Here is a 13,075-nt window from a genome sequence, read left to right on the forward strand (position 1 = left end):
TTACAGCTTCATTACAGCTTCAATATAAAGCCCGGGTGAGACTAAGATATCTCCGGCCTGCGATACATAGGTGTATACCCACTCCGCCCCAATACCCATTGCAATAACAAGAACAAGCAGTCCGGCAGCAACGGCCGAAGCGCTTTTTAAGTTGACCTTTGGCAATTCTGTCTCCGGTTCATTTCCCCAAAATGCCAGTCTGAACACCTTCATCAAGGAATACAGTACAAGAAAGCTTGACGCCAGACCAATCAGAGACAAGGTCAACATGCCGTTATCCAACCCTCCGCGAATGATCAGAACCTTGCCGGCAAAACCGCTGAGCGGAGGAATTCCCACAAGCGCAAGCGCCAGTATAAAAAACATCCAGCCGAGCAAGGGGTACTTTCTGATCATCCCCCCCATGTTCTTCAAGTGTTCCGTTCCTGCGGCAGAGATGATCATTCCTCCGAGAATAAACATCAGTGCTTTCGCCAGCATATCATGGAGCAAATAGAATACCGCCCCGTTCAGAGAATCAGGTGTCCCAACTGCCAGGCCAAAAGCGACAAAACCAACGCTGATGATGACATTGTAATTAAGAATACGGGGAATGTCCTGATAGGCCACAGCTCCCAATCCGCCCAGAATCATTGTAGCCGCCGCCATCCAGGCTATCCAAGGCTGGGTAAAGCCCGGATCGTTTACAAACAGGAGGGTAAATGTGCGAATAATTGCATACAAGCCCACTTTAGTCAACAAAGCGCCAAACAAAGCTCTGACCGCCGCCGGAGGTGCACTATACGACCCAGGCAGCCAATAAAACAGAAAGAGTCCGGCCTTTAAAGAAAATACAATCAGAAACAAAATGGCTATTACATTAAGTACACCGCCTTGCCCCGCTTCAGCAATACGCTGGGACAAATGGGCCATGTTGAGCGTGCCCACTGCTGCATAGAGATAAGCTACCGCCGCCACGAACAGTGTGGAGGATACGATGTTTATCAACAAATATTTGGACGTCTCCCGGAGCTGGAGCTTCGTCCCGCCAATAGAAATAAGCGCGTAGGAAGAAATGAGCATCACCTCGAAGAAGACGAACAGATTAAAGATGTCCCCTGTAAGGAAGGAACCGTATACCCCTACGAGCAAGAAATGAAAGAAGGTATAGTAGTAAAAGCGCTCCCGCTCCTCACCTATACTGCGGAAGGAGTAGAGCAATATGGCAAAGCTGGCCAACGAAGCCGTCAGCAGCAGCAATGAAGCCAACATATCGCCAACGAACACAATGCCGTAAGGCGGGGACCATCCCCCCATCTGCAGGGTTTGTATACCCTGATCGTGAACGCGTGAGACCAGAACAGCAGCAATGACGATATTCAGTAATCCGCTGGCGGAGCTAATCCAGCGCTGGAGCCGGATTCTTTCTTTCAGGAAGATCAGGATCACCGCTGTACATAGGGGGATCAGAATCGGCAGCACCAACAGATTGCTCATTCCTTCTCCTCCTTGATACTGTCGATTTCATCCGTACCCAGTGTCTGGTAGGAACGGTAGGCCAGAACAAAATAGAACGCAGTAACTCCAAAGCTGATCACAATGGAGGTTAAGATCAGCGCCTGCGGCAGGGGATCGACATAAGTCTCCGCATTGTCTCCCAGCACAGGTGCAGCGCCTTTTTTGAGTCCGGCCATTGTGAGGAGCAGCAGATGGACGCCATGTGTCAGCAGGGAAGTTCCCAGCACAATGCGCAGCAGACTTTTGGACAGAATCAGATAGACACCAATTGTAAATAAAATCCCTACAGCCACCGCCATTATGAGTTCCATTGTTTATCCCCCCCGATTGATAATATGATGTTCATGGTTACACCCACTACGGCCAAATACACACCCAGGTCAAACAGAACCGCAGTCGCAAGCTCTGTATCCCCGAGTATAGGCAATTGAAAATGACCAAAGGCATGACTCAGAAACGGTGCATTAAATATGAAAGAACCTGATGCCGTAACAATCGCGATCAGCAATCCGACTCCCGTAATCAGGCGGTAGTTCACCGGAAGAACCTTACGGACCGTATCCATGCCAAAAGCGACAGCCATCAGAACAAGCGCGGCGGAAGTCATCAGCGCTCCAATAAAGCCTCCCCCCGGATGGTTGTGGCCCGCAAAGAACAAATACAAGGAGAACGTAAGTATAATGAGGACAATTCCCTTGGACATGGTCTGCAGGATCACATCATTACTCCGCAGCCGTAAGGCTGAGTTTCCAGAATGGACTTTTCCGGCTTCAGTCTGACCGGGTTCCATTCTTAAATGAATCAAGCCATAGATGGCCATTGAGGCGATACCGAGCACCATAATTTCAAACAAGGTATCAAAGCCGCGGAAATCCACCAGAATGACGTTGACTACATTTTTACCGCCGGCTAAATTGTAGCTTTCCTTCAGAAAATACTCGGATATCGGTTCAAAGGGACTGCTCCCCATCGCCGCCAAAGCAATTAAAGTTGTGGTGATACCCACACCAAGGGCGATAATCAAGTTCGGCAGCTTAAACCGCAGGCGCTCCTTCTCCTTCTTCAGCTTCGGAAGATATCTGAAGCAGAGAAGGAAGAGAATGACCGACACTGTCTCTATCATCATTTGCGTAAGCGCGAGATCAGGCGCCCGGAAGATGACGAACAATAGTGTTACCATATAGCCGACACAGCCAGTGAATAAAATCGCACTGACCCGTGATTTGGCAAACGGCACCGCGAATGCCGCAAGCAGCATAACAGCTATTACAGCTGTCTCATAAATGGATAGTGGCGCATAATGCTCCATGCCGAAGCTGATACCCGGTTGTCCAATTAGAGCGGCAAGCAACGCGATAATAAAGAAGCTGAAAATATATAGCAAATAATGACGGTTGGAGCCGGTCATATAAGCATTGGTCAGACGTTTTGAGCCCCGCTCCAACAATTGAAGGCTCCCATCATATTGAAGGCTCCCATCATAGAGATGGGTGAGCGTAATCCGTCCGCTTGGCTTACGGTCCAAGACCCGCAACCGGCTGTAGCTTCGGTATAACAGCACACCGGCAGCGATAACACCTATGGTCATAAATATCTCCGGTGTCCAGCCATGCCAGAAATGAATCGAGACCTCGAACGTATCTTTAGGCGCCAATACTCCGTTATGGATCGACGCCATGGCCGGCTTAATCAGCGAATTAGAAACAAGCTCAGGAAAGAAAGCAAAGACTACAGCAAGGGAGACCAGCATCACTGGTGACAGCAGAAGTCCAAGCGGCGCTTCATGCGGCATTTTATCCAGTTTAGCCTTCTGGAGTTCACCCCCAAAGGTCTTAAAGACGAGAATCATGCTGTACACAAAGGTAAACACACTGGCAAGCCAGGCGGCTACCGGAAAAATCCCCATCCAGGAGCCAGTATTCAGTATGTCGAACTCACGGATATTCAGCATAGCGGTAAAGAACATTTCTTTACTGAGGAACCCGCTGAACGGCGGCAAGCCTGCCATGGAGAATGCGCCGATCAATGCGACCGAGAAAGTAATGGGCATGAGCGACATCAGCCCCCCCAGCTTGCGGAGATCCCGGGTACCCGTTTCATGGTCAATAATTCCGACAACCATAAACAAGCTGCCTTTAAAAACAGCATGATTCAGGAGATGAAAGAGGGCCGCTGTAGTAGCCATAGTATAGAAAACAGCTTCTTCCTTCCCGGCAAAAAAGGAAGCCGCCGAACCTAGTCCCAGCAGAGACATAATCAGACCAAGCTGGCTGATGGTAGAGTACGCAAGTAAGCCTTTGAGATCGCTTTGCTTAATCGCTTTAAATGCCCCATAGATCAGTGTGACCATTCCTGTGAGCGAAACCAGCCAGAACCACCCGGATTGACCTGCAAAAATAGGGGTGAGCCGTGCAACCAAATAGATTCCCGCCTTAACCATTGTAGCCGAATGAAGATAGGCGCTGACCGGTGTCGGTGCTTCCATCGCATCAGGCAGCCAGATATGAAATGGAAATTGGGCGGATTTCGTGAACGCTCCCAGCAGGATTAGCAGCATCGCCGGGATAAACATGGACTGGCCCGGCAAAGATCCGGCTACAGCTACAATTTCCCGGATACTATAAGTTCCAGTCATGACGTATAACAGATTAAATCCGGCAAACATAGCCAGACCGCCAAACACCGTAATGAGCATTGACTTCATCGCACCGTAACGCGATCTTTCCCGGCGGTGCCAGAAAGCAATCAGCAGGAATGAAGAAATACTCGTGAGCTCCCAGAATCCGTATAGAACCATCAGATTATCTGACAGCACAACACCCAGCATCGCCCCCATAAACATCAGCAGGTACACGTAGAATTGGCGAATCCCTTCGCTGTGCTTACTCAGATAATAAATGGAATAGAGTACCACCAGAGCGCCCATTCCGGTAATCAGCAAAACAAACAACAGGCTGAGTCCATCCAGGTAAAGTGTAATATCGACTCCAAGTGAAGGCATCCAGGAGAAGCTTGTCATTAGATTTGATCCTGCTTGAATACTTGGGATTCTTGTCAGGAAGTAGAGAAATAGCGCTGCAGGCAAGGGCAGAACAATCCAGCCCACATGAAAACGCGGCAAATATTTAGTAAGCGGAATAAATGCAGCAAGCAAAAATGGAAGTAAAATTACAAGATGCAGCACGGTCCAGCACTCCTCCTCTTTTATTCATTCTCTAGTTTTCTGCTATTGCGGTTGTATCCATTCATTCTTTACAATTCTCAGGTATTGATAATTAACTTATTTTCCCAGTAAAAAACACGAAAAGAGCCCGCTTTTGGCAGGCTCCTCCGTTTGATTCCGTATACAATTACTGATAATTATACAGTCAGCGCAAGAAACTGTAAAGCCCCGTTCGAACGAATGAAAAAAGATAAAAACAATAATCCATAAATATTTATCCAATCTTTAGGTTTGGTTTAGAATGAGTAAAGGTTAGAGAGTTATATTGAGTAGGGGTGATTTATTATATTTACGATACTGATCGCTGATGACGAACTCGAAATCGTCGAATTGCTGCAGCTTTACCTTGAAAAGGACTACCATATTTTGAAGGCTACCAACGGTATGGACGCTTTACAGATCATTGGAGAGCATACCATTGATTTAGCTATCCTCGATATTATGATGCCGGGGATGGATGGATTACAGCTGCTTAAGAGTATTCGCCGGGCGTATCATTTCCCCGTCCTGTTCTTATCGGCCAAAAGCCAGCATCATGACAAAATTCTCGGTCTGGAGCTAGGAGCGGATGATTATATCTCTAAGCCCTTTAATCCGCTGGAGGTTGTTGCCCGTGTCAATGCTTTGCTGAGGAGAGTCCATCATTTTGATGTCTCCCCTGTGGACAAGGAGCCGGCGGTTGAGAAAATTGTACTTGGAGCACTGACACTAGATCTGAGCGAGTGTGTTCTGTATGTCTCAGGGGAACCGGTTGTGTTGACCTCCACTGAATATAAAATTCTTAAGCTGATGATGGAGGAACCGGGGCGGGTGTTCACACGTAAGCGAATTTATGAAGCCGTCTGGGAAGATTTCTACATGTATGAGGATAACAGTATCATGGTACATATCAGCAACATCCGCGAGAAAATTGAGCTGGACTCCAAGAAACCTGAGTACCTGAAAACCATCCGGGGATTGGGGTACAAAATTAATGCGCCTGTGGAAAACTAGAAACCAACGGCCGCTGCAAACGTCGCTTGCCTTTGATTTTTTACGGTTTCTTGTCATTGTTCTTGTCATTTCGCTTGGCGCTTATTTGTTTATACAGCTCGATGTGACGCAAAAACTAAAGGATTATCAACTTGCAGATCCGGATTTAAAGGTCACGGCAAGCCAATATTTGAATAATCCCAAATCCGGACCGGAAACCGGGAAATTGCTGCGCAGCCGGGGCTGGCTTGAAATCTTGGACGGAAGCAAGCTCATCAAAGAAGTGATCGGAAATAAACAGGATCAGATGATTAGCTACTCAGAGGAACAATTGTATAAGCTGCTTGAGAATGATCGAAGTCAGGATTATTACTATTCATTGTCCCGCTACCCGGGCCCTGGTTCGACAGACTGGCTGCTGCTGAAAATCCCACGGGACCGCATTGACATCTCCATTAACAGCTACCCGTTTATGTCCTATTTTAACCAATCGGTTACCTTCTATATTTTGATTGGAGCGATGGTGCTTCTGGTGCTGGTTGTTGTTTACAGCTATTCTGTAGCCCGGCGGATTCTGAAACCGCTCAAAACCATTAATGAAGGATTAAAGGAAATGATTCAAGGCAATTACAGCACCAGGATCTCTGTCCATGCCGAGCAGGAATTCGAGCAAATGGCTGAAACGTTCAACTACATGGCAGATATGATTGAGAAAACTACCAAGGCTACGCGGCTGGCGGAAGAAAGCAAGCAGCGGATGATGATGGACCTCTCTCATGATCTGAAGACCCCGGTCACCAGCATTCAGGGTTATGCGCAAGCCCTGTATGAGGGCCGCGTGGAGGATGTGGAAAGACAGCGAAAATATCTGTCATATATTCACAATAAGTCCTCCCAAGTCACTAAATTAATTCAAAATATGATGGAACTGCTCAAAACAGATTCGCCGGATTTTCTGTTGAAAATGGGGCATCACGAGCTTGGCGACTTCCTGCGGGAAATTATCGCCGATTCGTATGGAGAAATCGAACAAAAGCGGTTTACGCTTCAGTTCCAAGTACCCGATCAGGATGTTTATGCGCTCTTTGATCCTGAACTGCTGTCACGAGTGGTCTATAATCTGATCACCAATGCTCTGACTTATAATCCGCCCGGAACGACTCTTCGGATTGAGCTCATTCCCCAAGCCACCCGAATGGTCATTGAAATTGCCGATAACGGTGCGGGGATTCCTCAAGAACTCAGATCCACCCTTTTCGATCCCTTTGTGCGGGGAGATGAGGCCAGAACGGCATCTGGAGGAACCGGCTTAGGCTTGGCTATAGCCCTGAAAAATACGGAAAGAATGGGCGGAACGTTGGAACTGGCCAACCCCGGGAAGGAATCAACCGTTTTTAAGATCACTTTACAAAAATAGTCTAGCGCCAAAAGAAATAGCGGCAGTGCAGGACGATAGAAGAATGTCCTCGACTGCCGCTGTTTTATTGCGAAATTCAAATTGGCTCCGGTATAACGCCGACCACGGTCACATTCACTTGCGACACTTTTAATCCAGTCAGTATTTCAAGGCTGCTCTTAATTTTTTGCTGCAAAAGCTGCGCGAGCTGGTGAAGGGGAGTGCCTAACACAAAAATCGGAAAGATGTGAACCGCCAGCTCTCCCCCGTTTATCTGGAGGTCAATAGCTTTATAGAAGTCATCTCTATTTTTGCGTTTGGTTTTGCCTTCCATAAGCGCCTTCACTTCTTCCGCTTCCTGAATCGCCTTGCCGGCAATCTTCAATATGGCCCGGTTTGAGATTGTAATGTTGCCTTTGTTTCCGTTAATTAAGTTATTCATCCCATCGCCTCCTTCGATTTATTCGAACTATAGTCCCTCCCACTTTTCTTTAAAGAACAAATGATACGTATGCTTAGATAAAATTTTGATGACCATATACACTGGAATAATGATCAGCATGCCAATGAATCCAAAGAAATTCCCCACTCCCAGCACAAGAACTGTTGTGGTGATGGGATGAATATCAAGGCTTTTGCCAAAGACCAACGGTGAAATGATGTTATCCTGAACCTGCTGTGCCACCAGAATAATAACCAAAGCCCACAATCCCACAGCAGGAGACTCAACCAGACCTACAATCACGATAGGAACAGATGAGATGATGGCCCCAAAATAAGGAATAAAGTTCATAATGACGGCAATCAGTGTCAATACAAGAGCATAAGGTAATCCGATCAAAAGGAATCCGAGATACATCAGGACACCCAGCGCCAGATTAACGATAACTCTGCTAACGATATAACTGCTGAGCGCGGCATCGATTTCTTTTGTAATTGTACTGGTTTTCCCGCGAAAACGTTTCGGAACAGCTCTTACGATGATTTTCCCGAATTTGTCGCCCTCCTTAAGCATATAGAACAACAAAATTGGAAAGGTAAACAGGATAATCGCTAAGTTGGAGACCGCTGAAAATAGCCCTGTGACATAACTGGTTAATAATGTGAATCCTTTGTTTAAATATTCATTTAATTGGGAGAGCAGGCTAAAATCTTCGGGGAAAATTTTCGAGAAAACCCCTGTCTTCTCCAACTCCACAATTTTATCGTTTAATAAATTGAAAAGATGGGGCGCATTTTGCACCAGATTGATCAGTTGCGATTTCAAGGGAGGCCAGACACCCCCAAAGAATGCCATAACAATGATAAACAAGAAAAGGTAAATCAGAAGGATCGCCGGTGTTCGCTTCACTTTCCACTTTTCCAGCAGAGGAATTAAAGGCCGCAAGATATAGTAGAAAAAAACGGCTAACAGCATCGGGATGAGGATCACACCCGTCAGCGCCTTAAAGGGTTTAAAAATAAAATCCACTAAAGAACCCACATAAATGATTGCAAGGACCAGCAGTATTGCTTTACCTATGGTAAGAAATTTATTAACATTTTTCATCTGCCATCTCCTGCTCTATCCAGCTTATTTGTATTAATATAGCGTTCCAATCTTTATACACTCTAAACTGAACCTAAAGATTAGATAAATATTATGATTGCGGAAAGGAATGTTGCCTCCTTTTAAAGAGAAATCAGATCGCTTGTTTCCAATGACCACGCTTAGTCACAATTTTATATTTTTACTATTTGTACAAAATTCGTTCGGACACTTCATTGTGAATTCAAAACATTTACTCGTATTGACAAAAAAACACCTTGCTTGTTGGGTATCATGGAAGTGCGACCAACCATGCCAACAAGAAAGGTGCGTGACTCTAATACCAGCACAAAGGAGTTGAGTATTGAACTGAGTAACTCAATGATTGAGTAACTCAATAATTAGGTAACGCTCTGATTAGCTCTCTAATTAACCTTCCACTCCGTATAACAATACCGGAATTTTTTTACAAAAAGTATCAAACATGACGGCTGCTTCCTGACGAAGCATGGGGCGGGTTGGCTCATAATCAACAGCGCCATTAGCATCCACCTTCACCTCAGGCCCATAGAGCTGCATAGCGGCTGCAAATTGCACTGCTTCTGAAGCCCAAGGTGCCGGCAACGTTCCCGTCAGCTTGGCTTGTGGCGCCTGAGCAGATACATTGGATTGAATGAATCTCCAAAGAATAGAAGCCGCTTCTTGTCTGGTAATGGCACGGTCTGGCTCAAAGCGGCCATCCTGTGTCCCTTTTAACCCTGCATACAGAACTGCTGATTGAATCTCTTGTGCCAAATCATGCCCTACTACATCCTTAAATATTACTGGGTCTTTAGATAGCTGGAGCCCGACAACTTTCATCAACAGCTGCACAAATTCTCCACGTGTCATGGCTTCTTCCGGTCTAAAGGAATTCGCGGCATTTTTATTCAGAAATTGCTGTTGATTTAATTGGTCAATCGAAGCCGCATAGGGACTATCGGCAGATACATCAGAGAATGGAGACTGCACAGGCATTTTTTTCAGGAAGCTATCCGGATAGTTGTAATACATGTATTCAATTTCACCATGCTCATCTGCCTTAAAGCCTGCCTTTACACCTTGTTCATCCTCAAATAACAATGCCTCTAGTTGTTGAAGCTTATGAGTTCCCTTTGCATCCTTAATAATAAGTGTTCCATCCTCACCCGCTTTCACTTCTGCATTAAGCAGAGGGATTCTCAAATCTTGAAATCTCCCTTCAAACTTGGCCAAGCTTTCCTTGGATGATTTAATTGGTGTAACAGCCTTATGTTGTTCAGGATAGAATTGATCCATAAATGAGCCAAATATCTCATCGCGGGGGTCCAGCGCTTCACCGTTGACAATGATCATGGCACCTACCTTTTGCTCCGGCACCATCCACAGCCAGGAGTGATAACCAGGAAGGTCACCACCTTTTCCAATGACCTTCTGACCATTGAAAAGATGATGATGCATAACTTCAAAACCATAAGACATCACGGGTAGTCTGTCATTAATACCGTATTGATAGGCTTCCATTGTATTTGTCGTTTTTTCCTTCAAAATGCGGCCATCACCAAGCTTGCCTCCATCTAACATAGCGAGCATGTATTTGGCCATATCACTACCGGTAGAGAACATGCTGCCACTGGGATCTACGTCAGGATAATTAGGATATACAGCGATTTCTTTACCTGCATCATCATAGGTTTTTGCAAGATTTTGTTGGACTTGTGGCGATAATAAAAAGTCACTATGTGTCATGCCAAGCGGCTTAAATATGTTTTCTTTTACGTAAGTATTGAAGTCAGTTTTAGCTACATTTTCTACGATATATCCCTGGTGTACAAAAGCCACATTATCATACCGGTAGGCCTCGCCAGGTTTTATTTTTACCATAGGTACGTTATTTTTCACATAATCCTGGAGAGAAACACCTGGAGTATTTCCAGAAAAGTCAGTATAATCATAACCTGTTGTGTGGGTCATCAGGTTCTTCGTCGTAAGGGGAACGCCTGTCTGATTGGGGATTGCAACTCCATTCATATACGCAGAGATATCACGATCCAAGTCTATCTTGCCTTGTTCGGTAAGCTGCATCACCGCTGTAGTCGTAAATAGCTTGGAGATAGATGCCATTCTAAATCGGGTAGTGTCAGGATGGATTGGTGTTTTGGAAGCCACATCTGAGTAACCATATCCTTTGTTAAGCAGTACTTTGCCATCCTTTACAACTACAAACAATGCCCCAGTAAGCTTCTTCTTCACGTCAGCGCGGGCAAAAAAAGCATCCGCAAATTCCTCTACGGATTTAGCTGTGATCGGAGGAATTGCAGAGGTTGCTGTCCCTTTCCCAGCCAAGCTTTGGGTTTGGGCCTGATTGTTATTTGGTGTGACCGCTGCATAAGCAGGTAAGCCAGATGATGACAGGACTAGGCCTGCGATCAAGACACTAGCTAGGATGACCAGTCTGGGCTTTTTACAATTTGATGGTTTCATATATATACTCCTCTTCTTGGGTTTTTCTTCCATCATAAATTGTATAATACCCTCATTTCCAGCCACAACCATCGTTAGCCCAGTTATACCCAAACCAAAAGTTAGTCACCAGTACTGAACGATGGTCCAGGCTATAACCCGACCTTGGTCCATTTCCACCTATAAAAAGGCCCTAACCTCTCGAAAACGAGTAGATTAGGGCCTTCGTTGTTTTTTCAAATAAAGGTTATAGACTCTGCCATACACTCCACCGTCTTAGTTCCTATTTAGAATATTCAGCGCTCAGAAATAGCAGTGAAATTTATAAGTCAACAGACAAAACAAATTTCTCCAGTCCCATTTTCAAACCGTCTTCATCATTGCTTAACGTAATCTTGTCGGCAATTTTTTTAACTTCGTCCGGCGCATTTCCCATTGCAATTCCAAGTCCTGCGTACAAAATCATGTCCATGTCATTATAGTTGTCTCCAATGGCCATTGATTCACGATAGGTAATATCAAATATCCCTTCGAGCTCCTGAATGGCGTACGATTTGGACACCATCTCATCCATAATTTCCAGATATGTTCCCTTGGATTTATAAATACTGATACCCGTAACTTCTTTTTTGATTTGTAGTGCAAGCCTCTCAATGTCTTCGGGATCTCCCATGCATAGAATTTTGTGAGTATCATGATCTTCTTCAATATATGAGGAGAGCACCCTCTGTATGGGGGATCCATTAATAATATCCGCTTCTTGAATTACCCAAGGATTTTGAGTGCTGTCAACGATCCACTGGTCATGACCATACAAGTTAAAACTGATGGAAGGATAATGATCCACTACAATATCATATATCCCTTTGATGCTCTGTTTCGATAAACAGATGTTATGAAGGATTTCTCTGTTGCCGTCCAATATTAAAGCACCGCTGTAACAAATGACGGGAGCGTGAAGTTTGAGCTCTTGCATAAGAGAAAAAATGCTGCTTGGCATTCTCGCTGAAACGAGAACAAAAGGGATATTTCTTTCCATTACTTTTTGGATCGTATTTTTGGTTTCAGCTGTAATTTGATGTCTGGAATTTAACAACGTCCCGTCAATATCGCTAAAGATTGCTTTTATCATCGCTTATGGCTCCCTTACGACTATTTTTCACTGTTCTTCCTCAAGCACCTTGATAATTTCTACCCCGCTTTCCTGCAACATCAATAATGAATGTTCCGGTGTCCCCTGATTTGTAATTAAAATATCAATTTCGGAAAAATCGAGTCCTTTAAATGGGCTTGTTAAATTGAATTTTTTCGAATCTGCCAATAAAAAAACTTCCCTGGCACGTCTTGATACGAGCTTTTTAATGAAAGCATCATCACGGTTGGCAAAATACACTCCGTCTTCCATAATGGCGGCAGCGCCTAAAAAAGCTTTGTCAAAAAAAACATCATTCAACTGCATAGCCGTGTCGTGGTCATAAAAAAAACGATTTTCATGATTGAATTTGCCCCCGAGCAAATTTATATTAATCTCACTTTTTGCTGACAAGGCTTCTGCATTATCCAGCGAGTGTGTATAAACCGTAACGTTCTTGTCCAGTTGCCCACAGAGCAGTTGAATGGTCGTCGAGACATCCATGAAACAAACATCTCCGTTAGCAAGGTGTGCGGAAGCTGCTTTTGCAATGAGCATCTTTTGCTTTGTTGCTGAGGTTACACGTTCCTTGTAGGCTTTTATTTCTTCTTTTAATAAAGGTAAGGCGATTCCTCCATGCGTCCTGATGACACCCCCTTCATGAACCAGCTTAATAATATCCCGTCTTGCCGTATCCCTCGAGATATTCAATAAATCACAAATTTCCGAGTTTGATAATTGGTTACGGCTTTGGAGATACTCTAAAATTTTAAAAAGTCGTTCTTCTTGGTTAATATAAAGCCCTCCTCTCCTTAATATTCATTATAAGCGATTAAGCGATTTTTA

General features: G+C 44.8%; 10 protein-coding genes. 2 read left to right on the forward strand and 8 right to left on the reverse strand.

The window, feature by feature from the left end; genetic code table 11:
- From AC3WT9_RS09565 to AC3WT9_RS09575, 3 genes are read right to left on the reverse strand one after another with little or no spacing between them, the layout of a single operon-like run.
- Positions 1-1,476, reverse strand: a complete 1,476-nt coding sequence (locus AC3WT9_RS09565) for a Na+/H+ antiporter subunit D (RefSeq protein WP_341092106.1) — start codon at positions 1,474-1,476, stop codon at positions 1-3.
- Entirely contained in the window at positions 1,473-1,808 is a 336-nt protein-coding gene (locus tag AC3WT9_RS09570) for a Na(+)/H(+) antiporter subunit C (protein WP_081966165.1), read from the reverse strand. The genes AC3WT9_RS09565 and AC3WT9_RS09570 overlap by 4 nt, the downstream gene beginning before the upstream one ends.
- Entirely contained in the window at positions 1,796-4,681 is a 2,886-nt protein-coding gene (locus AC3WT9_RS09575; protein WP_341378221.1) for a Na+/H+ antiporter subunit A, read from the reverse strand. The genes AC3WT9_RS09570 and AC3WT9_RS09575 overlap by 13 nt, the downstream gene beginning before the upstream one ends.
- A 321-nt stretch (positions 4,682-5,002) precedes the next feature.
- Here AC3WT9_RS09575 and AC3WT9_RS09580 point away from each other — a divergent pair, with 321 nt between their 5' ends.
- Both AC3WT9_RS09580 and AC3WT9_RS09585 read left to right on the forward strand, forming a co-directional pair.
- Complete coding sequence (locus tag AC3WT9_RS09580) at positions 5,003-5,713, forward strand: response regulator transcription factor (protein ID WP_341097635.1); 711 nt, start codon at positions 5,003-5,005, stop codon at positions 5,711-5,713.
- The gene (locus AC3WT9_RS09585) at positions 5,694-7,109 is read left to right on the forward strand and encodes a HAMP domain-containing sensor histidine kinase (RefSeq protein WP_341378220.1); all 1,416 of its coding nucleotides are present in this window, start codon (positions 5,694-5,696) and stop codon (positions 7,107-7,109) included. Before AC3WT9_RS09580 ends, AC3WT9_RS09585 begins: the two co-directional genes overlap by 20 nt.
- 76 nt (positions 7,110-7,185) lie before the next feature.
- On the opposite strand, the gene AC3WT9_RS09590 is transcribed toward AC3WT9_RS09585, so the two are convergent.
- The 5 genes from AC3WT9_RS09590 to AC3WT9_RS09610 all read right to left on the reverse strand — a co-directional run bounded on the left by AC3WT9_RS09590 (position 7,186) and on the right by AC3WT9_RS09610 (position 13,048).
- Positions 7,186-7,530: an Asp23/Gls24 family envelope stress response protein gene (locus AC3WT9_RS09590; protein WP_341378219.1), complete on the reverse strand. Its 345-nt coding sequence runs from the start codon at positions 7,528-7,530 to the stop codon at positions 7,186-7,188.
- Between the two features lie 27 nt (positions 7,531-7,557).
- Positions 7,558-8,637, reverse strand: a complete 1,080-nt coding sequence (locus AC3WT9_RS09595; RefSeq protein ID WP_341378218.1) for an AI-2E family transporter — start codon at positions 8,635-8,637, stop codon at positions 7,558-7,560.
- A gap of 408 nt (positions 8,638-9,045) precedes the next feature.
- The gene (locus AC3WT9_RS09600) at positions 9,046-11,118 is read right to left on the reverse strand and encodes a serine hydrolase domain-containing protein (protein WP_341092096.1); all 2,073 of its coding nucleotides are present in this window, start codon (positions 11,116-11,118) and stop codon (positions 9,046-9,048) included.
- Positions 11,119-11,419: 301 nt separating this feature from the next.
- Positions 11,420-12,229 (reverse strand): Cof-type HAD-IIB family hydrolase, encoded by an 810-nt coding sequence (locus tag AC3WT9_RS09605; RefSeq protein WP_492407549.1) that lies wholly within the window; start codon positions 12,227-12,229, stop codon positions 11,420-11,422.
- 27 nt (positions 12,230-12,256) lie between these two features.
- Complete coding sequence (locus AC3WT9_RS09610; protein ID WP_492407582.1) at positions 12,257-13,048, reverse strand: DeoR/GlpR family DNA-binding transcription regulator; 792 nt, start codon at positions 13,046-13,048, stop codon at positions 12,257-12,259.
- Positions 13,049-13,075: the final 27 nt, after the last annotated feature.

This window comes from Paenibacillus sp. EB106-06-01-XG199 (genome assembly GCF_058791575.1).